This window comes from Halomonas sp. LMYGS-3 (genome assembly GCF_059509875.1).
On the sequence record NZ_JCAKFQ010000007.1, the window covers coordinates 53,520 to 78,419 of the forward strand.

Sequence of the window (24,900 nt, forward strand, 5' to 3'; positions counted from 1 at the left end):
TTCCGCTACCGGCCGGCCGGGCTTGCACCGCTCCGTTTCGCGGTCTTGCACGGCGTCCCGCTGGCCCGGTGCGACTGCTGGTGCTGATCTGGCTGACCCTGCTGCTCGTCCTGGGGGGTGCCCCGGCATTGGCCGAGTCGCGCCCGGTGCTGCTGGTGATGGGCGACAGCCTGAGCACGGCCTACGGCATCGAACGGCACGAGGGTTGGGTCAGTCTGCTGGAAGAACGCCTGGACGGGAAGGCGCGAGTGGTCAACGCCAGCATCAGCGGGGAAACCAGCAGCGGTGGTGCCAGCCGGCTCCCCGAGCTCCTCGGACAGCACGAGCCGGACATCGTTCTGCTCGAACTGGGCGGCAACGACGGCCTGCGCGGGCTGCCGCCGAGCCAGTTCAAGGCCAACCTGGCGGGCATGATAGAAGCCAGCCAGGCGGCCGGTGCCGAGGTGCTGCTGCTCGGCATCGACATTCCGCCCAACTATGGCCAGGCCTACCGTGACGCCTTTGCCTCTGTCTTCAGCCGCCTGGCGGACGAGTACGCCCTCCCGCTGGTGCCCTTCCTGCTCGAGGGCGTGGCCCTGGAGGATGGCCTGATGCAGTCCGACGGCATCCACCCCACCGCCGCCGCCCAGCCGATCATCCTCGACAACGTCTGGCCAGAACTGGCGCCGTTGCTCGAAGAGAGTGGCGATCTGCATACCCAGCACTAGCCACCGGACCATTTGCAGTCTATTCTTGGACCACTCTGCCGCACGCCGAGGATCCCCAGGATGCGCACCGAGACCATCAGCTACCTGAAGCAGAATGCTGCGACGCTCGATGTCGAAGAACCGCTGGTCATCACCCAGAAGGGCAAGCCCACCTATGTGGTCGAGTCCTACGCCGCCCATGAGCGACGTGAACAGGCCATCGCTTTGCTCAAGCTGCTGAGCCTGGGCGAGAAGAGCCGTGAAGCTGGCATGACCATGACCGCCGAAGAGTTCATGGCCAAGCTGAAGGCAGACGAAAGGACTGACCTGAGCGAAGAAGAGTCGTGAGCCAACCGCTCTCGGTGACGCTCGAGGACACGGCGCTGCAGTCGCTGCGAAGCTGTCGTCATTTTCTGATCGATCGCCTGGAGTGGTCCCCCGCCGAGGCTCACGCCTATACTCAACGGCTTGCCAGCACCGCCATGCACCGCCTGTCCGAAAGAGCCGGCACCTATGCCACCTGCCGACTGACGCTGGAGCTCGGTCTCTCCCACTATCGCGAGTTGCTGATCGACAACTACCGGATCATTTACCGCCACTGGCCCAAGGAGGGCCGGGCATCCGTCTATCTGTTCGCCCACCAGCGCCAAGACTTCAAGCAGCTGCTGTTCGAGTATCAGCTGCTCTACTGAGCCGAGGCCGGCGCGGGGCTCTTCTGCCACTGCTGCAGCCCCAGGCCACCTAGGATCAGCACCAGCCCCACCAGGGTCGACGGCAGGATCGGCTCGCCGACGATGAAGAAGAGCAGCACCAGCGACACCGGCGGCGACAGGAAGATCAGGTTCGACACCTTGGCGGTGCGCGATACCTTGTGCACCGCGAGCTGCCAGAGCACGAAGGCGATGCCCATCTCGAACAACCCCACGTAGACCCCGGCGGCGAGTCCCGCCCAGCCGTGCCACGCGACACCCGGCCCGGCCAGTAACAGCAGCGTGAGTACCGGCACCCCGACGCTGAAGTTCTGCCACTGGGCCACCAGCGGCGGCCGGTGATCGCGGGCGTTGAGCAGCCAGTAGAGGGCCCAGAGCAGGGTCGAGACCAGCGCCAGGCCGACTCCCAGCGGGTCGGCGAAGGCGACGTCGAACACCGCTCCCCGGGTGGCGATCACCCACACTCCCGAGTAGGCAATCACACCCGCGAGCACGTCGATGCGGGTCAGCCGCTGCCCCAGGATCGGTACGGCCAGAAAGGCCATGGTCAGCGCCCAGGTATAGTTGAGCGCCATGGCCTCCTGGCCCGGCAGCCGGTCGTAGGCACCGAACAGCACCAGGTAATAGGCCACCGGGTTCATCAGCCCGGCCCAGGCGGCGGTACGCCAGCCCCGGGTGAGCGCCTCGCCCAGCAGGCCCTGGCGCACCACCAGCACGCCGATCAGCGCCCAGGAAACCAGCGAGGCGATCCACATCAGCTCCAGCGGCGACATGTAGGACAAGGCCACCTTGAAGGCGGTGGCCACCGTCGACCAGAGCGCCACCGCGCCCAGGCCGAACAGCATGGCCTGACGATCCTGTGTCATAGTGATTCCCCATTATCCGGCAGCCAGTAGCCCGTAGCCCGTAGCCATGATGCCTTATCGATCGGTGTGGCCCAGGTCACGCTCGGGATCGAGGCGATCGCGCACCGCTCGCTTCAGGGCCTTGATGTCGGGGAAGCCGCCGTCGCGCTTGCGTTCCCAGAGCGAGGCATCGTCGCAGAAAATCTCGAAATATCCGCCATGGGCGGGCACCAGCGCCACCTCCTCGAGGTCTTCGCCGAAGGTGGAGAGCAGCTCCTGGGCATACCAGGCGCTGCGCAGCAGCCACTGACACTGGGTGCAGTAGTGGATGCGAATACGTGACATGTCATCTCCCCGTCGCAACAATGGATGCCTGCGATGATATCAGCCGGGACGCCATCATGGCCGAACGCGGGATTCGTCGGTCTCACCTGAACGAGTGGCTGACCGGCGAGGCGCTCGAGACGCCGTGCGTTGAAATCCCGCTCATGGCTGGCCATGATGATGGCAACACCACGCTCCCCGGCGGCGTCGTCCTGGCGCCCGGAACGAGGACCGCGACAGGAACCCCTGCATGAAACGATCCCCCTTGATCAGCCCGGAATTGCTGGAACGCATCGTCGATGCCTCGGCGGACGGCATCGTCGTCGCCGAGCAGGAGGGCGACGAGAACATCCTGATCTACGTCAATCAGGGCTTCGAGCGCCTTACCGGTTACAGCGCCGACGAGATCCTCTACCGCGACTGTCGCTTCCTGCAGAACGAGGATCGCGACCAGCCGGCCCTGGCCGTGATCCGCAAGGCGCTGGCCGAGGGCCGTCCCTGTCGCGAGGTGCTGCGCAACTACCGCAAGGACGGCACCCTGTTCTGGAACGAGCTATCGATCACCCCGGTCTTCGATGAGGACGACAATCTCACCTACTACATCGGGGTGCAGAAGGACGTCACCGAGCGCGTCGAGGCCCAGCAGGAACTGGAGCGCCTCAAGGCCGAGCACGGCCTCTCGTGACACCCCCGGGGGCCGCCGAGAGGCGGCGGCGAAAAAGTCCCCCGGGGGTATTGCCCTGCGTCGCCAATGGCGATATATAGCGAGCAGGCAACCATCGTTGCCGGCTGGCGCTTCAGGGTCCGCGCATTCGGACGAGAAGCGATCCCGAATGGCACTGGGTCATGGGAGGGCATTGCATGAGCCGTGAACCCCTGGTCAACGATTCGCTCGACGACGAGCAGGATTACCAAGAGGCGGTCAACGACGACGACTACGGTCGTTCGCGCCCCACCAGTCGCGCCGATACCCTTCGCGCCCGTCGCCGCGTGGAGTCGCTGCTGGAAGAGCGGCGCCTCAGGCGCGCCATCGAGGACGACTGGATGCTCCTCGACGACGAGGAAGAGGAAGAGTAGCGACGGGATCCACGCTTCCTGATCTCGAGGCTCATCGCCACCGCAGGGTGAGTGGGCGTCGGCGCGGGCGGATGACGCCAGCGCTCCGTCCAGGCGTCTGACGTCCACAGTGCCGATTCCTGCAGACATCCGGGCGTCGAACGCCCGCCTCCGGGGCACCGGGAGCCAGGCACTGGCCTTTCCCCTGCCCGGCCACTATCATCGTGGCCACTGAAATCCTCCAACCCAAGTGGCATTCCATGGCGCAATACGTCTACACCATGAACCGGGTGGGCAAGATCGTGCCCCCCAAGCGCGAGATCCTCAAGGACATCTCGCTCTCCTTCTTTCCGGGTGCGAAGATCGGGGTGCTGGGCCTCAACGGCGCCGGCAAGTCCTCCCTGCTGCGGATCATGGCCGGGGTCGACACCGAGTACAACGGCGAGGCCCGCCCCATGCCGGGCATCAACGTCGGCTACCTGCCCCAGGAGCCGCGGCTCGACGACGACAAGAACGTCCGCGAGACCGTCGAGGAGGCCCTGGGCGAGATCAAGGAGGCCCAGGAGAAGCTCGACGCCGTCTATGCCGCCTATGCCGAGCCGGATGCCGACTTCGACGCCCTGGCCAGCGAGCAGGCCAGGCTCGAGAACATCATCGAGGCCGCCGACGCCCACAACATCGAGCGCAAGCTCGAGGTGGCCGCCGAGGCCCTGCGCCTGCCACCCTGGGAGGCCCGGGTCGGCCATCTCTCCGGTGGCGAGCGCCGCCGCGTGGCGCTCTGCCGCCTGCTGCTCTCCAGCCCCGACATGCTGCTGCTCGACGAGCCCACCAACCACCTGGATGCCGAGTCCGTTGCCTGGCTCGAGCGTTTCCTGCACGACTACTCGGGCACCGTGGTGGCGATCACCCACGACCGCTACTTCCTCGACAACGTGGCCGGCTGGATCCTCGAGCTCGACCGCGGCCAGGGTATCCCCTTCGAAGGCAACTACTCCAACTGGCTCGAGGCCAAGGAGCAGCGCCTCGAGCGGGAGGCCAAGCAGGAGGCCTCGCGCCAGAAGGCGATCAAGCAGGAACTGGAGTGGGTACGCAGCAACGCCAAGGGCCGTCAGGCCAAGAGCAAGGCGCGCCTCAACCGCTTCGAGGAGATGCAGTCCGGCGACTTCCAGAAGCGCAACGAGACCAACGAGATCTACATTCCGCCCGGCCCGCGCCTGGGCGACAAGGTCATCGAGTTCCACGGTGTCAGCAAGGCCTTCGATGACAAGCTGCTCTACGAGGACCTCTCCTTCGCCGTGCCCAAGGGGGCGATCGTCGGCATCGTCGGCGGTAACGGCGCCGGCAAGTCGACGCTGTTCAAGCTGATCACGGGCGTCGAGCAACCCGACGCCGGCGAGGTGGTACTCGGCGACACCGTCGACATCGCCTACGTCGAGCAGTTGCGCGACGCGCTGGACGACAAGCAGACGGTGTGGCAGGCGGTCTCCGACGGCCAGGACATCCTCAACATCAACGGCTACGAGGTGTCGTCACGGGCCTACGTGGGGCGCTTCAACTTCAAGGGCAACGACCAGCAGAAGTTCCTCAAGGACCTCTCCGGCGGTGAACGCGGCCGCCTGCAGCTGGCCCAGACCCTCAAGCAGGGCGCCAACGTGCTGCTGCTCGACGAGCCGTCCAATGATCTGGACATCGAGACCCTGCGCGCCCTCGAGGAGGCCCTGCTGGCCTTCCCCGGTTGTGCCATGATCATCTCCCACGACCGCTGGTTCCTCGACCGCGTCGCCACCCACATCCTCGCCTTCGAGGGCGAATCGAAGGTGGTGTTCTTCGAGGGCAACTACCAGGAGTACGAGGAGGACCACCGCAAGCGCGTGGGCAACGACACCCCGCACCGGATGAAGTACAAGCGCATCGATGCCTGAGTCGGCACCCGGCGTTCATGCGCGAGGGCCCCACCGCGGTGGGGCCCTCGTCGTTTCAGGCAACGGGTTGGAGCGCGTCAGCGCCGTCCGCGGATCAACGAGACCACGAACAGGATCAGGAACAGCACGAAGAGAATCTGGGCGATCGAGGTCGCGGCCCCGGCGATCCCGGAGAAACCCAGCACCGCGGCGATGATCGCAATGATCAGGAACAGCATGGCATTGCCAAGCATGGTGGACCTCCCTTTCCGGTCGTCCGTTCGGGGCGAAGGATTCGTCCCGTGGTCCCTTCCAGGCTTGTCGCCATGACGCGGAATGGCAAGTTACCGAGCGTGACGCCTTGTGACGCCCGCCATGCTTCAGTAGAACCCCGGCTCGCCTTCAGGGCGCGTCTTGAAGCGCCGGTGCAGCCACAGGTACTGCTCGGGATGCTTGCGGATCGCGCCCTCGATGAAGGCGTTCACCCGTGCGGCATCGGCCACTTCATCGCCGCTGGGAAAATCCTCCAGGGGCGGCAGATACTCCAGCGTATAGGTGCGATCGTCGGGATTGCGATGGAACATCAGCGGCATGACCGGCGCGCCGGTCATGCGGGCGATCTTGGCGGTGAGCTTGATGCTCGCCGTCTCGACGCCGAAGAAGGGGGCGAAGACGCTGGTGTCGCGGCCGAAGTCCTGGTCCGGCGAGTACCAGACGTGATGGCCCGCCTTGATCCGACGCACCAACCCGCGCAGATCGCGCCGGTCGATGGCGGTGCCGAAGATGCGCTTGCGCGCCCGGGTCATGAAGCGCTCGAAGAGCGGGTTGTTGTGGGGCCGGTAGACCACGTCTGCCGGGAAGAACAGCGAGTGCAGGGCACCGCCCAGGTCGAGGGTCGAGAAGTGCACGCCGATGATCAGCGCCCCCCTGCCCTCGGCCTGCACCCGGGCCATGTGCTCCTGTCCCTTGAAGGTGACCCGATGGCGCAGGTGCTCGGGGTCGCGACACCAGCCGGTGGCGGTCTCCAGGACGCCGATGCCGTTGGCGATGAAGGTCTCGCGCACCAGCCGGCGGTGCCGGGCGTCGTCCAGTTCCGGGAAACAGAGCCGCAGGTTGGTCTCGACGATATGCCGACGGCGCTTGACCAGCCGCCAGACCAACAAGCCGAGCCCCTTGCCGACCCACAGCTTGAGCCGCCAGGGGAGCCAGGCAGCGACGTACATGGCGCCGATGGCCAACCAGACGGGCCAGTAGCGGGGGTGGGCGTAGGAACTGGGGTAGTCTTTCCGTGACATGCCATTATCCGTCAACAAAACCGCCATGATACCGTCTCGGCACCCGCGGCAGCACCCCGGTGAGCAGGGTATAGCTGATGGTGTCGCAGTGCCGCGCCACCTCGTCCACCGAGAGCACCTCGCCATTGCCGGCGCGGCCCCAGAGCACCACTTCGCTGCCGATATCGGCAGCGGGGAGTTCGGTGATATCGACCGTCAGCATGTCCATGGAGACCTTGCCGGCGATCGCCGTGCGGCGGCCATCGACCAACACCGGCGTGCCGTCGAGGGCATGGCGATCATAGCCGTCGCCGTAGCCTGCCGCCACCACGCCGATCCGTGACGGCCGTGGCGCCCTCCAGCGCCCGGCATAGCCCACCGGCTCGCCGGCCGCGAGCTCGCGCACGGCGATGAGCCGCGAGCGCAGCGTCATCACCGGGGCGAGGCGCCGGCTCGCCTCGCTGGAGGCCTCGAGGGGGTCGCCACCGTAGAGCATCACGCCGGGGCGGTTCCAGGCGCCATGGGCCTCGGGCCAGGCCAGGGTCGCCGGCGAATTGGCCAGGCAGGTGGGTGCCCGCAGGCGTTCGGCCAGGCGATTCAACAGCGCCAGCTGGTGCCGGAAGTAGCCGGGATCCAGGGCATCGGCGGTGGCGAAGTGACTCATCAGGTGCAGATCACAGGCGTGCTGCGGTGCATCGGCCAGGCGCGCCCAGACTGCCTCGGCCCGCTCGGGAGGGAAACCGAGCCGGTGCATGCCCGAGTCCACCTTGAGCCAGACCGGGATCGGCCGGGCCGGTCGCCGGGCCAGCAGCGCATCCAACTGCCAGTCGCTGTGGACTACCATCCACAACCCCAGCGCCTCGACCCGCTCGAGCTCGTCGGCCTCGAAGACGCCCTCGAGAAGCACGATCGGCGCGGTGATGCCGGCCTCGCGCAGGGTCACCGCCTCCTCGAGGCAGGCCACGGCGAAGGCCGGCGCCAGATCCTCCAGGGCACGGGCACAGGCCACTGCCCCATGGCCATAGGCATCGGCCTTGAGCACCGCCAACGCCCGGCTGTGGGGGGCCAGGTCGCGGGCGAGTCGGTAGTTGTGACGCAGGGCGTCGAGGTCGATATCGGCGAACAGTGGCCGGGTCATGGCGGATCCCTGAAGCGATGGACATAAAGCCAAGGATTATCTGCCAGATTTATGTTCGTTTCATGGAAAATACCACCGAATTTACGGAAAATACCCGCTATTCACTCTAATGAAACGAGCATGGACAGCAGAATGTTACGATAATCACTCCACTCACTCGGGCGCCTGGGGACGCTCGCCGATGTTCATCACCGGGTCGGAGTTCGCTTCGTCCGGCAGATCGAGGGAGACCGCCTGCTCGCTGCGCAGCCAGGCATTCACCACCTGGATCGACTCGGCGTCGAGCAGCCCGGCCTGCTGCTGCAGGCGCAGCAGGCCCAGCACGTAGTCATAGCGGGCTTCGGCATGATCGGCCACGGCATTGAACAGGTTACGCTCGGCGTTGAGCACGTCGACGATGTTGCGGGTGCCCACCTCGTAGCCCGAGCGGGTGGCCTCCAGGGCGCTCTGGTTGGAGACGATCGCCTGGGCGCGCGCCTCCACGGTCTCCACGTCGTTGCTCACCTGAGTGAACAACGAGCGCACCTGCTGAACGGTATCGCGGCGCTGGGTCTCGAAGTCGTACTGGCTCGCCTCCAGGGTGAAGCCGCCCTGGCGGATCTGCGCCCGGGTGGTGCCGCCGGTGTAGAGCGGCATGCTCGCCCGCAGCCCGAGCTGGCTCGAGGAGTTGTAACCGGAGACACCGCTGCGGTCGTTGTCTGCGTAGTGGTAGGCGGCAAAGGCCTCCAGCGTCGGCATCCGGCCGGCGCGGGAGACCTCGAGTTCGCTGCGCGCCACCTCGATACCGGCCTCGGCCAGCTGCAGCACCGGGCTGTGGGTCATGGCCAGCGTGACCCAGTCGTCGCGGCCGAGCGGCTCGGGGGGCTCGATGGGGAGGTCCGCGGCCAGCCCGTCGATGCTGTCGTAGCGCTGGCCGGTGAGCCGCTCCAGCGCCTCGAAGCTGACCTGCATGGCGCTCTCGGCGGCGATGCGCTGGGCCCGCGCCAGGTCGAAGGACGCCTGGGCCTCGTGCACCTCGGTGATGGCAATCAGCCCCACCTCGAAACGCTCACGCGCCTGCTCCAGCTGGCGGCTGATGGCGACCTCCTGTGAGCGCCGGGCGGAGAGGATGTCGTGGGCGCGCAGGATCTCGAAGTAGGCCTCGGCCACGTCGAACAGCAGCTGTTGCTCGGTGGCCGCCAGGGACAGCGCCTCGCGGTCGATCTCGCGCTCGGCACGCTCGAGCTGGGCGCGCCGGGAGGCATCGAACACCGCCTGGCTCGCCTCCAGGCTGAGTCCGAGGCTGTTGTAGTCCTCCTCGTCCCGGACCCCGAACCCATCGGGGATCTCGCGCGTGAACCCGTTGCCCTGGCTCTCGTAGACGCGGTTGTGGGTCAGGTTACCGCCGGCCGAGAGCTGGGGCAGCAGGCTGCCACGCTGGATGTCGCGCCCCGCCTCCACGGCCGAAAAGCCCGAGCGGGCCGAGGCCAGGCCGGCGTCGTTGTCCAGCGCGTCGCGGGCAACGGTCCAGAGGTCGACCGCCTGGACCGAGCCGGCGACGGCCAGCCCCATCAGCAGGGACAGGCCGCGGAGGACCGGGCGGGAGGGAGTTGAACGAGACATGGTGCGAGATTCCTGGTGTCGGACAGGGCATGGAGCCGATTCCCTGCCATGCTCGCCCATCACCTTGCAACAAAACAGCACGCGGGACGCCGGGCAGGCAATCGACGAAGGGCGCCGACGGGATGTCGGCGCTCGTTCACTCGAAGATGGCGTCCAGCGACAAGCCCTGCTTGTCGAGCAGGCGGCGCAGCTTCTTCAGCGCCTCCACCTGGATCTGGCGCACCCGCTCGCGGGTCAGGCCGATCTCCTCGCCCACCTGCTCCAGGGTCGCCGCCTCGTGCCCGCGCAGGCCGAAGCGGCGCACCACCACCTCCATCTGCTTGTCGGTCAGTTCGGCCAGCCACTCGTCGACGTGCTGCTTGACGTCGCCATCGACCAGCGAGGACTCGGGCCCCTGGTCGTTGTCGTCGGCCAGGGTCTCGATCAGCGGCTTGTCGCTCTCACCGCCCATGGGATAGTCCACCGAGGAGACCCGCTCGTTGAGCCCCATCATCTTCTTGACCGTCTCCACCGGCTTGTCGAGGTAATCGGCGATCTCCTCGGCGGTGGCCTCGTGGTCGAGTTTCTGGGTCAGCTCGCGGGCCGCCCGCAGGTAGATGTTGAGTTCCTTGACCACATGGATCGGCAGGCGGATGGTGCGGGTCTGGTTCATCAGTGCCCGCTCGATGGTCTGGCGGATCCACCAGGTGGCATAGGTGGAGAAGCGGAAACCGCGCTCGGGGTCGAACTTCTCCACCGCGCGGATCAGGCCCAGGTTGCCCTCCTCGATCAGGTCGAGCAGCGACAGGCCACGGTTGAGGTAGCGACGCGCGATCTTGACCACCAGGCGCAGGTTGGATTCGATCATCCGCGAACGCCCCATGGGATCCCCCTGGCGTGCCAGGCGGCCGAAGTGGACTTCCTCCTCCGGCGTCAGCAGCGGCGAGAAGCCGATCTCGTTGAGATAGATCTGGGTGGCGTCGAGGCTGTGATGATAGTTGCGGTCCTCGCGGCTCAGCGCCTTCTCGAAGGCCTCATCGTCGCTGGCGGTGTCAACATCGCTCTCGACGACCGCCCCCACTTCCTCGATCTCCACGTCGTCCGCACTCTCGTCCGACTCGAGATTCACATCCTGAAGGTCCCGTTCAAGCATGCTCATCGGTTGCTACCCCATGGTTGCGACTTGCTCGCCGTATGACTCCCCTGCGGGAGGATCGGCGCTTGCGGTTATTATTGTGTTACGTCCCGGTGGCAATGATGCAGCATTCCGCCCGATGAACCACCGCACTCAACGTGGCGGCAGGAATTCCAGGGGATCCTGAGGCTGGCCGTCCTTGCGCACCTCGAAGTGCAGCCTGACGTCCTCGGCGTCGCTATCGCCCATGGTGGCGATCACCTCACCGGCCTCGACCACATCGTTCTCGCGGACCCGCAGGCTGTCGTTATGGGCATAGGCGCTCAGGAACTGGTCGTTGTGCTTGAGCAGGACCAGGTTGCCGTACCCCCTCACCCCGCTGCCGGCATAGACCACGATCCCGGGTCCGGCTGCTCTGACAGGTTGCCCCTTTTGCCCGGCGATATCAATGCCGGCGGTGATGGTCGACCCCTCGCCGAAACGCCCGACGAGTTCGCCGTCCACTGGCCACTGCCAGGCCACCTCGTCGACCGGCGTGTAACTGCGCCCGTCGCGATTCTGGCTCGACTCCGTGGCGCCGGCCACCGCCGTGCCCGCGTCGGGCCCGGGTGCCTGCTGCTCCTGCCGCGGTTCCGGTTCGGGGTCGGCCTGGGCCACCTCGCGGCTCGTCTCCACCGCCCGCTCGGCCGGTCGCTCGGCCGGTCGCTCGGCGGTCTCCCGCGGCTCCTGCTGGCGCGTGGCCTGCTCTGCCGCGGCACGCCGTTCGGCCAGGTCGCGTTCGCTCAGCGAGCCATCGGCCCCGGGGCTGTCGTAGTCGTAGATCGGGCCGGGGCCCTGCTCCGCCCCCGTCACCGCGGCGGCGCCCGCCATGGCCGCCTCGCTGGGCCCCTCGGCCCGCCTCTCGTCTTCCTCGCGCTGGGCGGTCAGGCGGCGGTTGCGCTCGATGGCCTCGTCGTCGGGCAACAACCAGTCCAGGTCACCCTCCTGTACGGTGGTGGTCTGCCTGCCACCGAGGCCGGTGGCCACCGCACCGCGCCCGCCATCGGATTCTTCCGCAGGCGCCCGCGCCGAGGCGTCGCCGTCGCGGGTCAACGCCAGCTGTTGACCGGGCTGAATCTGATAGGGCGGGCTGATCTGGTTGAGCCGCGCCAGATCGCGATAATCCATGTTGTGGCGCCAGGCGATGCCATAGAGGGTGTCGCCGGCCTCCACCGTATAGCTGCCGGAGGCGGTGCTCTCGCGGCTGGCGGAGAGGTCCCGGACCTGCACCTGGGGCGCCTGGCCCTGCTGGGCGGCACACCCTGCCACGGCCAGGGCCAGGCCGGAAATCAGCAATACCTTACGCATCGGAGCCTTCCTCCTTGTTGTCTGACCGATGAGAGGCGCCTGGCCCATTGGCGGCGCCGGACTCACGGGAATCAGGGGATAGCGGTGCCGCCGGCCCGACGTTCCGCCCGGTATGGCCCAGCAGCAGGACCAGGGCCGCCCCGACCAGCATCAACGCCACGACCGCCGGGAGCTGAGCGGCATCGCCGGTCAGCTGGGCATAGTCGCCGGGCGTCAGGTAGCGGTAGTCCAGCGGAATCATCTGCCCTTCCGGGCCGAGCTGATAGCGTACCAGCTCGCGCCAGGGCCAGAGTACCGGCAGCGAACCGACGATGAAGCCGACCAGCAGCTGCAGGGTAGCGGTATGATGGTGGCGCAACAGCCAGGAGAGCAGGCGCGAGAAGAAGAACAGGCCGATCAGGCAGCCCACCCCGAAGATGGCGATCAGCCCCAGGTCGAAGCTGCGAATACCCTGCATCACGGTACCGTAGAGGCCCATGGTCAGCAGCAGGAAGCTCCCCGACACCCCTGGCAGCAACAGCGCACTGATGGCAATGGCGCCCCCCACCACCAGCATCAGGTTGGCGCTGCCGAGCAGCGTGATCAGCGGCATCAGCGACGGCAGCCAGTGGGCCAGCAGCAGCCCGGCCACCAGCGGCAGCAGGTGCCACCACCTCCAGTCGCTGGGGTGGCGGCTGACCACGATCGCCGAGGCCGCCACCAGACCGAAGAAGAAGCCGTTGAGCAGCAGCGGGTGGTCCTCCAGCAGCCATACCACCAGGTGCGCGACGCTGACCAGGCTGACAGCAATGCCGGCCAGCAGCGGAATCACGAAGGCGAGATTGAGGTGGGCCGCCAGCAGCGGCAGCCCTCCCCGACGCCAGGCGACGAAGGCGCTGGGACCGAACTGCTTGACGGTGTGGATCAGCTCCTCGTAGATCCCGGTGACGAAGGCGATGGTCCCGCCGGAGACGCCGGGTACCGCGTCGGCGGCCCCCATGCCGGCGCCCCTGAGAAAGATACCGAAATGTCGCTTCAACGAATGACTCCTTCCAGCAGCGGCACGAAGCGTACCGACTCCAGCCGCTGTTGCTCGAATTGGCTGCCCTGGCGCTGCACCCGGGTCAGCCACTGGCGCCCCCGGGCATCGGCCAGGGGGGTGATCAGCACCCCCTCTTCGCCGAGCTGGGCCAGCAGCGGCTCGGGCAGCTCGGAGGCGCAGGCGGTCAGCAGGATGACATCGAAGGGTGCCGCCTCCGGCCAGCCATGACCGCCGTCGGCCAGGCGCAACCGTGCCTGGTGGGCGCCCAACCGCCGCAGCCGCTGTCCCGCTCGACGGTGCAGGGCATTGATCCGTTCCACCGACCAGAGTTCCGATACCAGCCGCGACAGCACCAGGGTCTGGTAGCCGGAGCCGGTGCCGATCTCCAGCACCCGGGCCGGCTGCTCCTGGATCACCAGTTCGGTCATTCGCGCCACCATCCATGGCTGGGAGAGGGTCTGGCCGTGGCCGATGGGCAACGAGGTGTCCTCGTAGGCGCGGTGGGCCAGCGCCTCGTCGAGGAACAGGTGGCGCGGCTCCCGCGCCATCACCTCCAGGACCCTGGGATCGCGGATGCCCTGATCCGCCAGGCGGGCGACCATGCGGTCGCGGGTTCGCTGCGATGTCATGCCGATCCCTTGCAGCAGATCGGGGCGTAGATCAGGTGAGTGCATCCAGCCAGCCCTGCACGTCGTCGAGCGCCGCATGCCGGGTGAGATCGGTCTGCAGCGGGGTGATGGAAACGAAGCCAGCCTCCACGGCGGCGAAGTCGGTATCCGGGCCGTCATCGGCGTTCTCGCCGACGGCGGCGATCCAGTAACGCACCCGCCCCCGTGGGTCGCGCACCTCCAGCGGCCGGGCCGCCGGGCCACGATAGCCCAGGCGGGTGACCCGGAAGCCCTGGATCTCGTCCCAGGGCCGGTCGGGCACGTTGACATTGAGCAGGCTGCGCGGTGGCAGCGAGAGCTGGTCCGCCGCCCCCACCAGGCTGGCCGCCACCCGGCCGGCGGTATCGAAGTGGCGCGAGCCCACCAGCGACATGGCGATCGCCGCCATGCCCAGGTTGCGCCCCTCCATGGCCGCGGCCACGGTGCCCGAATAGAGCACATCGTCGCCCAGGTTGCCACCATGGTTGATGCCGGAGATCACCAGATCGGGCTTCTCGTCCCAGACCCCGTTGACCCCCAGGTAGACGCAGTCCGCCGGCGTGCCATCGACGCTGTAGAAGCCGTTGTCGAGGGCGGCGAGCGCGAGTGGCCGGCTCAGGGTCAGGGAGTTGCTCGCTCCGCTCTTGTCGCGATCCGGCGCCACCACGCGCAGCTTCGCATGGCGAACGAGGGCGTCATGCAGGGCGCGCAGCCCCGGCGCGTGCACCCCGTCATCGTTGGAGAGCAGCAATCGTCGCATCGTCATTCCTCGCTTGCCTCGCCCCCGGTCACAGACCGGGGTGCATGATCAATTCCCGCAGCACCGCGGTGGCGAAGGCGCCCCGCGGCAGCCCGAACGACAGCCATATCGCGTCCTCGTCCCGCTCGAGGGCGGGTTCGGCCAGGCGCAGGCGAAGCGCCCGTCGGGCCAGGCGCACCCCGGCACGCTCGAGCCCCCGGCACAACGCCGGATAGCGTTCGGGCAGCGCCGCCTCGAAGGCCCGGGCCTCGCCGTCGGCCACCGAGTCGCCGACCCCCCACAGGATGCCGGTGGGGTGCAGGTCGAGTCGCTCGGCCCGGGCCGACAGCTCGGCGTCGAGTGTCGCCACGGAGAACTGGCTGGCGGTGCCATCGAGCATCACCACTTCACCGGCCAGCGGCCTCGCCCAGTTCTCCGCGCGCAAGCGCATCGCCAGCAGCTCGTTGAACAGGAAACTCCTCGCCGCCGAGAGCAGCATGCCGTCGCGGTCGTCGCGCTTGCGCCACCCCCTCGCCAGCAGGGCGCGGGCACGCAACAGGTTGCGCCCGTCGGGGCCGAAGCGCTGGGGGCCGAAATAGTTGGCCACGCCGTGGCGACAGAGCCACTCCCAGCGCACCGGGAACCGCGGATCCTCGACCGCCGCCCCGGTGATCCGCAGCCGGAAGCGGTTGCCGCGGTGTACGCCACGCTTGAGCTTGCGTGGGTGCCGTCCCTGGTCGAGCACCCGGATGCCGAGTCCGGCGAGGCGCTCGACCAATGCCGCGGGCGCCTCGCGACCGGGCAACTGAACCGAGAACCACTGACGGGTCACGGCAACGCGATCCTTCATCCCGGCGTAGCCCACCTCCCGGGGCGACGTCTCGCAGAGCCGCGCCAGTTCGCGCGCCACCATGGCGGTGGTCAGGTCGCGCTTCTCGATCCACAGCCAGAGGTGCTCACCCTCGCCTTCGAGAGCGAAGCCGAGGCACTCCTCGACCTCGAAGTCCTCGGGACAGGCCCGGTAGCCACCGGCCCCCGGCGGGCCGAACGCGTCATCCAGCGCCCGGGGCCAGGTCGGTGGCCAGTCGATGATGTCGTGCACGGGCTCAGTCACTCGCCGGCTCCCGTCGCCACAGCAGGACGACCGCCTCGGCGGCGATGCCCTCGCCGCGACCGGTGAAGCCGAGCCGCTCACTGGTGGTCGCCTTGACGTTCACCGCCCCCGCTTCGAGCCCCAGGTCGGCGGCGATAGTGGCTACCATGGCGGCGATATGCGGGGCCAGCTTCGGCGCCTGGGCGATCACGGTGGCGTCCAGGTTGCCGACCCGGTAGCCGGCCTCCCGTACCAGCGCCGCCACCCGACGCAGCAGCGCCCGACTGTCGGCGCCGGCCCAGGCCGGGTCGGTGTCGGGAAAATGGCGACCGATGTCTCCCAGGGCACAGGCACCGAGCAGGGCATCGCAGACGGCGTGCAGCAGCACGTCACCGTCGGAGTGGGCGACGAAGCCATGGTCGAAGGGCAGCCGAACGCCGCCGATCATCAGGTGGTCGCCAGCGCCGAAGCGATGGACGTCGAAGCCGTGGCCGATTCGCATCATGCTGTTCTCACCCACTCAGCTCGACTCCTCGGTGGTGGACGACGAGGCAGCCTGGGCGGCCAGCACCAGCGCGGCCAGTGCCAGGTCCTCGGGATGTGTGATCTTGAGATTGTCGCGGCTCCCCATGACCAGCCGCGGCGCCTGCCCCAGGGCCTCTACCGCCGAGGCCTCGTCGGTCACCGCGAGGCCTCGCGCCCGCGCCTCCCGCAGGGCCCGGCGCAGCAGGCCGTAGCGGAACCCCTGGGGTGTCAGGGCGTGCCACAGGCCCTCCCGGGACTCGGTGGCGCCGACTCGCCCGGCGCCATCGTCGCGCTTCATGGTGTCGGCCGCGGGCACGGCGAGCAGGCCGCCCACCGGGTCATCGGCGAGTGCGGCGTGGAGTCGCACCAGGTCGGCGACGGTAACGCAGGGGCGGGCCACGTCATGGACCAGCACCAGGTCGTGCTCGCCGGCTTCGCCCACCATGGCATCCAGGGCATTGATCACCGAGTCGACCCGCTCGGCCCCGCCGGGCACCCGGCGCCAGTCGGCGAAGGGCACCCAGCCCGGGTCGAAGTAGCGGTCGTCGACGTCCAGGCAGAGGCAGAGCCGGGCCGCGGGGAAGGCCTGGTGCAGCCGCGCCAGGGTGTGCACCAGCACGGGCCGGCCGTGCAGGGGCAGGTACTGCTTGGGGCGATCCGCGCCCATGCGCCGGCCCCGCCCCGCGGCGGGCACCACCAGCCAGGGCGCCGCGCTCATCGGCTCGCCTCCATGGGCCGCGGTGCGTTCTCGGCCAGGCCGACGCCGGCCTCCTGTCGAGCCGCCTCGACCGCCACGCCCGGCACCCAGAAGAACTGCTCGTCGGCGCGCACCATGCCGATGTCACTGCGCCCGCGCTCCTCGATGGCGTCGAGGCCGGTCTTGAGGTCGACCACCTCGGCGGCGAGCCGGGCATTGCGATCACGCAGCGGCTTGTTCTCCGCCTCCAGGGCGGCGACACGCTCGCGCACCTGGGCGAGGTCGCGGATGCCCCCCTCCCCCAGCCACAGGCGATACTGCAGCAGGGCGAGCAGGACGATCAGCACGATGGCCAGCCACTTGAGCATCCGGGAATTCCGTCTCGACACGACAATGGCAGGCATTATGCCACCTTAGTCCGTCGCCCTCACGCCCGAAACGGCAACGCCTGCCGTGCCGCGTGGCGATAGGCGTCGACATGGACCCGCTCCTCGGCGCAGAAGCGTGCGATGGCCGCGCGCAGCCCGGGATCGGCGATGTGGTGCAGCGAGCGCAGCCGGCGCGGCGCGAAGCCTCGGGCCAGCTTGTGCTCGCCCTGGGTGCCGGGGTCGAAGGTGGTCAGCCCCTTGGCCAGGCAGTGCTCGATGCCCTGGTAATAGCAGGCCTCGAAATGCAGGCAGTCGGCCACCACCTCGCTGCCCCAGTAGCGGCCATAGAGGGTACGCGCGCCCTGCAGACAGAGCGCCGCCGCCACCGGCCGGCCGTCGAGGCGTGCCTGAATCAGCACCAGCGCCTCGGGCAGGGTGCGGCGCAGGCGCTCGAAGAAGTCGAGGTTGAGATAGCCATGACGGCCCCGCTCCAGGTAGGTGATCTCGTAGCAACGGAAGAAGTGGGCCATGGCCCGGGCGTCGATCTCGTCGCCCTCCAGTCGATGCAGGGTCAGGCCCTGCTCGGCCACCAGGCGGCGCTCGCGGCGAATCGCCTTGCGCCGCTTCGAGGTCAGGGCGGCGAGAAAGCCGGCGAAGTCGCTGTAACCGCGATCCCGCCACTGGAACTGCACGCCATGGCGCACCAGCAGCCCGGGGCGGGCCTCCCGCCAGGCCTCCACCTCGCGCTCCTCGGCGAACAGCAGGTGCCAGCTCGACAGGGTGCCGTCCTCCCAGGCCCCGGTCAGCGCCTCGCGGGCGGCGCGCGGGTCGACGCCCTCGGCCAGCGCCAGCCGTGGCCCCGGCGCCGGGGTGAAGGGGATGGCACTGAGTCCCTTGGGGTAGTAGCGTCCGCCGGCGCGCTCCCAGGCCTCGGCCCAGGCCCAGTCGAAGACGTATTCACCGAAGGAGTGGTGCTTGTGGTAGTGGGGCATGACGCCGACCAGCGTCTCGCCCTGCCATAACGTCAGGTGGCGCGGCACCCAGCCGGTGGCCGCCCCCACCGCGCCGCTGGCCTCCAGCGCATGCAGGAACTCGTGGCGCAGGAAGGGGTGGTCGTCGCCCACCAGGGCGTTCCACCGCGCGGGCGACACCGCCTCGATGGCAGGCAACTCCTTGAGGATCAGCTCGGACATGGGGTCTCCCGCGGCGAAGGCAGGGCGGAACCGGCTGACAAGCGGCCGGCCGAAGGCCTACATTGTGCGCAGACCTTGCCGCCCGTTCCACTACCGGTTTTCGCCACATGCCAAGGGAGATGTGCATGGCCAACGCCAGTGACCTGCAGGCGCGCCTGGACGAGCAGCGCCACGCCTTTGCCGCCGAGCGCTTCCCGTCGCTGGCGACGCGACGCGACCGCCTCGCCCGCCTGGCGACCATGACCCGTCATCATCGTGACGAGATCGTCCAGGCGATCCGCCAGGACTTCGGCCACCGTGCCGAGGCCGAGACCCGCCTGGCGGAGGTCGCCACCGTGCTGCAGGCCGTGCGCCACGCCCGTCGCCACCTCAGGCGCTGGATGCGCCCGAAGCGCGCCGCGATGCCGCTGCGACTGTGGCCCGCCCGCGGCCGCGTCCATCGCCAGCCGCTGGGGGTGGTGGGCATCATCGCGCCCGCCAACTACCCGTGGAACCTGGCCCTGCTGCCGGCGGTGGACGCCCTGGCCGCCGGCAACCGGGTGATGATCAAGCCCAGCGAGCAGACCCCCACCACCAGCGCCCTGATGGCGCGGCTCGCGGCGCGCTATTTCGCCGCCGACGAACTCCGCGTGGTGACCGGCGAGGTCGAGGTTGGCCGCGCTTTCGCCGCCCTGCCCTTCGACCACCTGCTGTTCACCGGCAGCGCCCGCGTCGGCCGCGAGGTGGCCCGCGCCGCCGCCGCCAACCTCACGCCGGTGACCCTGGAGCTCGGCGGCAAGACCCCGGCCATCGTCGCCGACGACGCCGACCTCGAGCACGCCGCCCGGCGCATCGCCTTCGGCAAATGGCTCAACGCCGGCCAGACCTGCATCGCCCCGGACTATGTGCTGATCGACGAGCCGCGCCTCGGCGCCTTCGTCGAGGCCCTGACCCGTACGGTCAAGCGGTTCCACCCCCGCGGCAGCGCCGGTGACGACTACACCGCCATCCTCGGCGACAGGCAGCGCGAGCGACTCGCTGCCATGTTGGAGGAGGCGAGGGACCACGGCTGCCGGGTGATCCCGCTGGGTGAGCCGGTCGAGCTGCGCGAGGGCAGCAAGCTGCCGCCGACCCTGGTGATCGACCCCCACGAAGGGCTCGCTCTGATGCGCGAGGAGATCTTCGGCCCCTGGTTGCCGATCCTCGGCGTGCGTGATCTCGAGGCCGCCCTGGACTTCGTCCAGCGCCGGCCGCATCCGCTGGCACTCTACGCCTTCACCGACGATCCGGCGCGGCGCCAGCGCCTCCTGCACGAGACCCATTCCGGTGGGGTGGTGTTCAACGACACCCTGTGGCACAACGCCGTGCCGGCCCTGCCCTTCGGCGGCGTGGGCGAGAGCGGCATGGGTGCCTATCAGGGCGAAGCGGGCTTCCGGCGCTTCAGCCACGAGCGCGGCGTCTTCCAGCAGGCCCGGCGCAATGCCGTAGGACTGCTCGACCCGCCCTATCGACGCTGGCTGCTACGGTTACTGGGGCTCTGACGCAAGGATCGCGACGAAGGTCGCGGTAATAAAACTACAAATCAGGCCAGGCACGGCGTACCATTGGCGAAAAGCCGGATTGTTTTTTGGTAAGTTTACTAAATAACCGACACTCGATTCCGAGGTGCCCCATGGCCAGCACGACCCCAGCCCTCAACACCACCGTCGCCGACGTCACCCGGCGCATCCGCGAGCGCTCCAGCGAGCGCCGCGCCCTCTATGAGAGCCGCATGGCCGACCAGCACGGTCGCGGCGTGCACCGCGGCGAGCTCTCCTGCGGCAACCTCGCCCACGGCTTCGCGGCCTGCGGCGCCGAGGACAAGAACCAGCTCAAGCTGATGAACTCCGCCAATCTGGGCATCATCTCGTCGTACAACGACATGCTCTCGGCCCACCAGCCGCTGGAGACCTTCCCCGCGATCATCAAGGACGCCGCCCGCGCCATGGGCTCCACCGCCCAGTTCGCCGGCGGCGTGCCGGCCATGTGCGACGGCGTGACCCAGGGCCAGCCGGGCATGGAGCTGTCGCTGTTCTCCCGCGACGTGATCGCCATGGCCACCGCCGTGGGGCTGTCGCACAACATGTTCGATGCCGCCCTCTATCTCGGCGTGTGCGACAAGATCGTCCCGGGGCTGTTCATCGCCGCGGCGCGCTTCGGCCACCTGCCGGCCATGTTCGTGCCCGCTGGGCCCATGCCCAGCGGCCTGCCCAACAAGGAGAAGGCCCGCATCCGCCAGCTGTTCGCCGAGGGCAAGGCGAGCCGTGAGGACCTGCTGGAGGCCGAGTCCGCCTCCTACCACAGTCCCGGCACCTGCACCTTCTACGGCACCGCCAACTCCAACCAGCTGATGATGGAGATGATGGGCCTGCACCTGCCCGGCACCTCCTTCGTCAACCCGGGCACCGAGATGCGCGAGGCGCTGACCCGTTTCGCCACCGAGCAGGCGATCCGCAACACCGAACCGGGCGGCGACTATCGCCCCTTCTACAAGCAGATCGACGAGAAGGCGATCGTCAACGCCGTGGTCGGCCTGCTCGCTTCCGGCGGCTCCACCAACCACACCCTGCACCTGGTGGCCATGGCCGCCGCCGCCGGCCTGACCATCACCTGGGAGGACTTCACCGACCTCTCCGCGGTGACCCCGAGCCTGATGCAGGTCTATCCCAACGGCCAGGCGGACATCAACCACTTCCAGGCCGCCGGTGGCATGAGCCTGCTGATCCGCGAGCTGATCGGGGCCGGGCTGATTCACGCCGACATCCCCACGGTGTTCGGCACCGACATGACCGCCTACACCCAGGAGCCCTTCCTCGAGGACGGCAAGCTGGTGTGGCACGAAGGGCCCACCGAGAGCCTCGACACCGAGGTGCTGCGCCCGGTGGCCGAGCCCTTCGCCCCCACCGGCGGGCTCACCGTGTTGAACGGCAACCTGGGCCGCGGGGTGATCAAGGTCTCGGCGGTCAAACCCGAGCACCGCCTGGTCGAGGCACCGATCAAGATCTTCGAGGACCAGAATGAGCTCAAGGCGGCCTTCGAGGCCGGTGAGCTGGATCGCGACGTGATCGCCGTGGTGCGCTTCCAGGGCCCCAAGGCCAACGGCATGCCGGAACTGCACAAGCTGACGCCCTACCTGGGCGTGCTGCAGGACCGCGGCTACAAGGTCGCGCTGGTCACCGACGGCCGCATGTCCGGCGCCTCGGGCAAGGTGCCGGCGGCCATCCACATCAGCCCCGAAGCGCTGGATGGCGGGCCGCTGGCCAAGCTCAAGGATGGCGACATCGTGCGCCTGGATGCCGACAAGGGCAGCCTCGAGGTCAAGGTCGACGCCCATGAGTGGGCCGAGCGCGAGCTGCGCATCGGCGAGCTGGACCACTACCACGTGGGCCTGGGCCGCGAGCTGTTCGGCGGCTTCCGCCACCTGGCCATGCGCGGCGAGGAAGGGGCTGGGGTATTCGGCGGTTTCGAGGCCGACGACCTGGCCCGCCAGGAGGGCCAGATCCACGAAGACGACGCCTGAGCCACTGCCACAACAGGGCTATCGCCGTGGCAATGACGAGAAGCACCGGGGACAGGTCGAAGAGGGGGTCCTACGCCAGGGATGGCGTCGGTAGCGCCCAGGGAGGGGTTTACAGCGCCCCCTCGCAGACCTGTCGCCGGAACAGCTTCGAGCGATTCAGCCACTGCCACAGCCCTGACGGCCAGAAGGGAACATTGACGATGACACGACCCGCGCTGATCGGTGATATCGGCGGCACCAATGCTCGCTTCGCCCTGGTGACCCCGGGCGCCTTCGAGCCCCACGACATCCTGAGCCTGCCCTGCGCCGACTACCCGGGGCTGGTCGAAGCGGTCAACGACTACCTGAGCCGGGTCGGCGCCACGGGGGAAAACGCCCCCCGCGAGGCCTGCCTGGCCTTCGCCTGCCCGGTCCGCGGCGACCGGGTGAAGATGACCAACAACCACTGGTCCTTCTCGCGCCGCGAGGTACAGCAGGCCCTCGGCCTGACGCTGTTCAAGGCGATCAACGACTTCACCGCCCAGGCGCTGGGCGTCCCGCACGTGGCCGACGCCGAGCTGGTGGAGGTCCAGCCCGGCGAGGCGCTCCCCCACACCGCCCGGCTGGTGATCGGTCCCGGTACCGGGCTCGGCGTGTCCGGCCTCTTCCCCGGCCGCCACGCCTGGATCCCGCTGCCCGCCGAGGGCGGCCATGTCACCTTCGCCCCCACCGACGAGCGCGAGCAGAACCTGCTCAGGCACTTCCGCAACCGCTACGGCCGGGTCAGCGTCGAGCGCATCCTCTGCGGCCAGGGACTGCTCGACCTCTACCTGGCCCACTGCTCGCTGAAGGGCGCCAACCCGCATTACACGACCCCCGCCGAGGTCACCGAGGGTGCCTCGGGTGGCGACCCGGTGGCCCGTGATACCCTGCTGCGGTTTCTGAAGATCCTCGGCGACGTCTGCGGCGATGCCGTCCTGACGCTCGGCGCCCGCGGCGGGGTCTACCTGTGCGGCGGCATCCTGCCGCGGCTGCTCGACTGGCTGCCCCGGAGCCGCTTCCGCGAGGCCTTCACCGACAAGGGTCGCATGAGCGCCTATACGGCGGCCGTGCCGGTCCAGGTGGTGACCGCCCCCTGGACCGGCCTGCTGGGTGCCGCCGAGGCCCTGCACAACGAAGAAGTCGAGTGACCCGAGGGGTTGCTTGACCGAGGAGGTCGCATGATTCCCGCAAGCCTGCGAGCGCTGCTCGACGAGACTCGCGGCCAGCGCCGCGCCGAATGGCAAGGTCGCGAGCTGTGGCTGGCCAACGAGCCCTGGGGCGAACTGGCGGTATCGCTGCAGGGCGCGCAACCCCTGCACTTTTTACCAGCGCCGCTCTCTAGCGCGTCCGAAGCCACGCGCACACGCGCTGACACTGGCGGTCCCGGCCCGGTCGAGCAAGAAGAGGCGCTGGTGCCCGGCGGCTGGCTGTGGGTGACGCCCACCCCCCAGGCGCTGCCCGGGGCGATCCGCGGCGGTATCCCGCTGTGCTGGCCCTGGTTCGCCGACGAACACACCGCCGACGAGTCCCCGGACCGCAGCGGGCCGATGCACGGCCCGGCGCGCAAGGCCGAGTGGCGGCTGGACGCCGTGGACGAGCACGAGGGTGGCGTGGAGCTGCACCTTTCGCCACGCGAGCGCCTGCATACCCAGCTGGCCCCCCGCGCGGTGATCCAGGCCAACGGCCAGCGGCTGCACGTGGAGCTGATCACCGAGCACGTCGGCGAGACCCCGATCAAGATGAGCGGCGCCCTGCACAGCTACCTGGCGGTCGCCGACGCCCACGCCTGCCGAGTGGAGGGGCTGGCCGGCGCCCGCTACCTGGACAAGCTGGCCGGCTTCGCCGAGCGCGAGCAGCAGGGTGAACTGGGCGTGCGCGGCTCCCTCGACCGCATCTATCACAGCAACGCCGAGCTGGTGCTCGACGACGGCAGCCGCCGCCTGCGTATCGCCCGCCAGGGCAGCGACTCGGCGGTGGTCTGGCACCCGGGCGAGGCCCTGCCGGCGGACACCCCCGCCGAGGCGGGCCGCCACTTCCTGTGCGTGGAGTCGGCCAATACCCGCCTCGATCCGGTGTGGCTGGTGCCCGGCGCCCAGCACTTGCTGGGCACCACGCTGTCGCTCGACCACGCCGGCCAAGAGGCCGCCCGATGAACGACGCGACAGCCTTCGAGGCGCCCTTCCTGCTCGGCATGATGCGGCTGCACGAGGAACCGACGCTGCATGACCCGGCACGGCTGGCCGACTGGATCGAGGCGCGGCTCGACGAGGGGCTCGCCTGGTTCGACCATGCCGACATCTACGGCGACCGCCAGGGCGAGGCACTGTTCGGCGCAGCGCTCAGGCACCGGCCCGGCCTGGCCAGGCGCGTGCGCGTCGTCACCAAGGCGAGCATCGTCACGCCGGAACGCAACGCGTCCCCTCACCGGGTGAAGCACTACGACAGCTCGCCGGCCTATCTGGCGCGTGCCATCGACGACTCGCTGGCACGGCTCGGGGTGGAACGGCTCGACCACTTCCTGCTCCACCGCCCCGACCCGCTGATGGACGCCGAGGCCACCGGGCGGGTGCTGGACGACGCCATCGCCGCCGGCAAGATCGGCGCCGCCGGGGTCTCGAACTTCCTGCCGGAACAGTGGCGACGGCTGCAGGGTGCCATGCACCGGCGGCTGGCATCTCACCAGCTGCAGCTCTCTCTTGACCACCCCGCCCCGCTGTTCGACGGCAGCTTCGACGCCCTGGTGACCGACGGCCAGGCACCCATGGCCTGGTCGCCGCTGGGCGGCGGCCGGGTGCTGAAGGGACCGGCCCGCCCCCTCTTGCTGCAACTCGCCGACGAGCTCGGCGTGACGCCTGCCGGCCTGGCGCTGGCCTGGCTGCGCGCCCTGCCCGGCCGGCCGGTACCGGTGATCGGCAGCCTGCGCGCCGAACGCATTGCGGCCCTCGCCGAGGATGCCGCCCTGACCCTCGATCGGGCAGCCTGGTATGCCCTGCTCGAGGCCGCCCGTGGCCAGGAGGTGGCCTGAGCGCGGCCGACCCGACACCATCGACAACGAATCGAA

The 24,900-nt window shown here is 68.9% G+C and carries 27 protein-coding genes; 11 read left to right on the forward strand and 16 right to left on the reverse strand.

Translation table 11 applies throughout. From position 1 onward, the window contains the following. The first annotated feature begins 77 nt into the window (after window positions 1-77). From AC5W54_RS08615 to AC5W54_RS08625, 3 genes are read left to right on the forward strand one after another with little or no spacing between them, the layout of a single operon-like run. Window positions 78-707 carry an arylesterase gene (locus AC5W54_RS08615; protein WP_495961810.1) on the forward strand — a complete coding sequence of 210 codons (630 nt, stop codon included), beginning with the start codon at window positions 78-80 and terminating at the stop codon, window positions 705-707. A gap of 60 nt (window positions 708-767) precedes the next feature. Then, complete coding sequence (locus AC5W54_RS08620; RefSeq protein ID WP_495961666.1) at window positions 768-1,034, forward strand: type II toxin-antitoxin system Phd/YefM family antitoxin; 267 nt, start codon at window positions 768-770, stop codon at window positions 1,032-1,034. Continuing rightward, a complete protein-coding gene (locus AC5W54_RS08625) occupies window positions 1,031-1,378 on the forward strand; it encodes a type II toxin-antitoxin system RelE/ParE family toxin (RefSeq protein ID WP_495961667.1) in 348 nt (115 codons plus the stop codon). The genes AC5W54_RS08620 and AC5W54_RS08625 overlap by 4 nt, the downstream gene beginning before the upstream one ends. Here AC5W54_RS08625 and AC5W54_RS08630 read toward each other — a convergent pair. Both AC5W54_RS08630 and AC5W54_RS08635 read right to left on the reverse strand, forming a co-directional pair. Continuing rightward, a complete protein-coding gene (locus tag AC5W54_RS08630) occupies window positions 1,372-2,262 on the reverse strand; it encodes a DMT family transporter (protein WP_495961668.1) in 891 nt (296 codons plus the stop codon). The genes AC5W54_RS08625 and AC5W54_RS08630 overlap by 7 nt on opposite strands. Before the next feature lie 54 nt (window positions 2,263-2,316). Then, window positions 2,317-2,586: an Rdx family protein gene (locus AC5W54_RS08635; protein WP_495961669.1), complete on the reverse strand. Its 270-nt coding sequence runs from the start codon at window positions 2,584-2,586 to the stop codon at window positions 2,317-2,319. A 229-nt stretch (window positions 2,587-2,815) separates the two neighbouring features. Between AC5W54_RS08635 and AC5W54_RS08640 the strand changes: the two genes are divergently transcribed. The 3 genes from AC5W54_RS08640 to ettA all read left to right on the forward strand — a co-directional run bounded on the left by AC5W54_RS08640 (window position 2,816) and on the right by ettA (window position 5,543). Continuing rightward, window positions 2,816-3,250, forward strand: a complete 435-nt coding sequence (locus AC5W54_RS08640) for a PAS domain S-box protein (RefSeq protein ID WP_495961670.1) — start codon at window positions 2,816-2,818, stop codon at window positions 3,248-3,250. 176 nt (window positions 3,251-3,426) lie between these two features. Beyond that, window positions 3,427-3,642 carry a PA3496 family putative envelope integrity protein gene (locus AC5W54_RS08645; protein ID WP_495961671.1) on the forward strand — a complete coding sequence of 72 codons (216 nt, stop codon included), beginning with the start codon at window positions 3,427-3,429 and terminating at the stop codon, window positions 3,640-3,642. 239 nt (window positions 3,643-3,881) lie between these two features. Beyond that, complete coding sequence (ettA, locus tag AC5W54_RS08650) at window positions 3,882-5,543, forward strand: energy-dependent translational throttle protein EttA (RefSeq protein WP_495961672.1); 1,662 nt, start codon at window positions 3,882-3,884, stop codon at window positions 5,541-5,543. Between the two features lie 77 nt (window positions 5,544-5,620). Here the strand turns inward: ettA and AC5W54_RS08655 are convergent, their stop codons facing one another. The 14 genes from AC5W54_RS08655 to AC5W54_RS08720 form a co-directional block, all read right to left on the reverse strand. Next, window positions 5,621-5,776 (reverse strand): DUF1328 domain-containing protein, encoded by a 156-nt coding sequence (locus AC5W54_RS08655; RefSeq protein ID WP_495961673.1) that lies wholly within the window; start codon window positions 5,774-5,776, stop codon window positions 5,621-5,623. Between the two features lie 126 nt (window positions 5,777-5,902). Further along, window positions 5,903-6,817: an LpxL/LpxP family Kdo(2)-lipid IV(A) lauroyl/palmitoleoyl acyltransferase gene (gene lpxL / locus AC5W54_RS08660; protein ID WP_495961674.1), complete on the reverse strand. Its 915-nt coding sequence runs from the start codon at window positions 6,815-6,817 to the stop codon at window positions 5,903-5,905. A 4-nt stretch (window positions 6,818-6,821) separates the two neighbouring features. Beyond that, on the reverse strand, window positions 6,822-7,934 hold the full coding sequence (alr, locus tag AC5W54_RS08665) for an alanine racemase (protein ID WP_495961675.1): 1,113 nt from the start codon (window positions 7,932-7,934) through the stop codon (window positions 6,822-6,824). Between the two features lie 153 nt (window positions 7,935-8,087). After that, complete coding sequence (locus tag AC5W54_RS08670) at window positions 8,088-9,536, reverse strand: TolC family outer membrane protein (protein ID WP_495961676.1); 1,449 nt, start codon at window positions 9,534-9,536, stop codon at window positions 8,088-8,090. 136 nt (window positions 9,537-9,672) lie between these two features. After that, a complete protein-coding gene (gene rpoS / locus AC5W54_RS08675) occupies window positions 9,673-10,674 on the reverse strand; it encodes an RNA polymerase sigma factor RpoS (protein ID WP_495961677.1) in 1,002 nt (333 codons plus the stop codon). Between the two features lie 129 nt (window positions 10,675-10,803). After that, a complete protein-coding gene (locus AC5W54_RS08680) occupies window positions 10,804-11,997 on the reverse strand; it encodes a peptidoglycan DD-metalloendopeptidase family protein (RefSeq protein ID WP_495961678.1) in 1,194 nt (397 codons plus the stop codon). Beyond that, window positions 11,990-13,015, reverse strand: coding sequence for a DUF368 domain-containing protein (locus tag AC5W54_RS08685; RefSeq protein WP_495961679.1), 1,026 nt, complete (start codon window positions 13,013-13,015; stop codon window positions 11,990-11,992). Before AC5W54_RS08685 ends, AC5W54_RS08680 begins: the two co-directional genes overlap by 8 nt. Then, window positions 13,012-13,692: a protein-L-isoaspartate(D-aspartate) O-methyltransferase gene (locus AC5W54_RS08690; protein ID WP_495961680.1), complete on the reverse strand. Its 681-nt coding sequence runs from the start codon at window positions 13,690-13,692 to the stop codon at window positions 13,012-13,014. The genes AC5W54_RS08685 and AC5W54_RS08690 overlap by 4 nt, the downstream gene beginning before the upstream one ends. After that, window positions 13,679-14,425 (reverse strand): 5'/3'-nucleotidase SurE, encoded by a 747-nt coding sequence (surE, locus tag AC5W54_RS08695; RefSeq protein ID WP_495961681.1) that lies wholly within the window; start codon window positions 14,423-14,425, stop codon window positions 13,679-13,681. Before surE ends, AC5W54_RS08690 begins: the two co-directional genes overlap by 14 nt. 28 nt (window positions 14,426-14,453) lie before the next feature. Further along, window positions 14,454-15,518, reverse strand: a complete 1,065-nt coding sequence (gene truD / locus AC5W54_RS08700; protein WP_495961682.1) for a tRNA pseudouridine(13) synthase TruD — start codon at window positions 15,516-15,518, stop codon at window positions 14,454-14,456. Continuing rightward, window positions 15,511-15,999, reverse strand: coding sequence for a 2-C-methyl-D-erythritol 2,4-cyclodiphosphate synthase (gene ispF / locus AC5W54_RS08705; protein ID WP_495961811.1), 489 nt, complete (start codon window positions 15,997-15,999; stop codon window positions 15,511-15,513). The genes truD and ispF overlap by 8 nt, the downstream gene beginning before the upstream one ends. 18 nt (window positions 16,000-16,017) lie before the next feature. Continuing rightward, entirely contained in the window at window positions 16,018-16,740 is a 723-nt protein-coding gene (gene ispD / locus AC5W54_RS08710; protein WP_495961683.1) for a 2-C-methyl-D-erythritol 4-phosphate cytidylyltransferase, read from the reverse strand. Next, the gene (gene ftsB, locus AC5W54_RS08715; RefSeq protein ID WP_495961684.1) at window positions 16,737-17,087 is read right to left on the reverse strand and encodes a cell division protein FtsB; all 351 of its coding nucleotides are present in this window, start codon (window positions 17,085-17,087) and stop codon (window positions 16,737-16,739) included. Before ftsB ends, ispD begins: the two co-directional genes overlap by 4 nt. 59 nt (window positions 17,088-17,146) lie before the next feature. Continuing rightward, window positions 17,147-18,280, reverse strand: a complete 1,134-nt coding sequence (locus tag AC5W54_RS08720; RefSeq protein WP_495961685.1) for a GNAT family N-acetyltransferase — start codon at window positions 18,278-18,280, stop codon at window positions 17,147-17,149. Between the two features lie 125 nt (window positions 18,281-18,405). Between AC5W54_RS08720 and AC5W54_RS08725 the strand changes: the two genes are divergently transcribed. From AC5W54_RS08725 to AC5W54_RS08745, 5 genes are all read left to right on the forward strand, one after another. Next, window positions 18,406-19,800 carry a coniferyl aldehyde dehydrogenase gene (locus AC5W54_RS08725; protein WP_495961686.1) on the forward strand — a complete coding sequence of 465 codons (1,395 nt, stop codon included), beginning with the start codon at window positions 18,406-18,408 and terminating at the stop codon, window positions 19,798-19,800. Between the two features lie 131 nt (window positions 19,801-19,931). Further along, window positions 19,932-21,818, forward strand: coding sequence for a phosphogluconate dehydratase (edd, locus tag AC5W54_RS08730; protein WP_495961687.1), 1,887 nt, complete (start codon window positions 19,932-19,934; stop codon window positions 21,816-21,818). Window positions 21,819-22,018: 200 nt separating this feature from the next. Continuing rightward, the gene (gene glk / locus AC5W54_RS08735) at window positions 22,019-22,987 is read left to right on the forward strand and encodes a glucokinase (RefSeq protein WP_495961688.1); all 969 of its coding nucleotides are present in this window, start codon (window positions 22,019-22,021) and stop codon (window positions 22,985-22,987) included. Window positions 22,988-23,017: 30 nt separating this feature from the next. Continuing rightward, window positions 23,018-23,992 carry a D-hexose-6-phosphate mutarotase gene (locus AC5W54_RS08740; protein ID WP_495961689.1) on the forward strand — a complete coding sequence of 325 codons (975 nt, stop codon included), beginning with the start codon at window positions 23,018-23,020 and terminating at the stop codon, window positions 23,990-23,992. After that, window positions 23,989-24,864, forward strand: a complete 876-nt coding sequence (locus AC5W54_RS08745) for an aldo/keto reductase (protein ID WP_495961690.1) — start codon at window positions 23,989-23,991, stop codon at window positions 24,862-24,864. The genes AC5W54_RS08740 and AC5W54_RS08745 overlap by 4 nt, the downstream gene beginning before the upstream one ends. The last annotated feature ends 36 nt before the right edge of the window (window positions 24,865-24,900 follow it).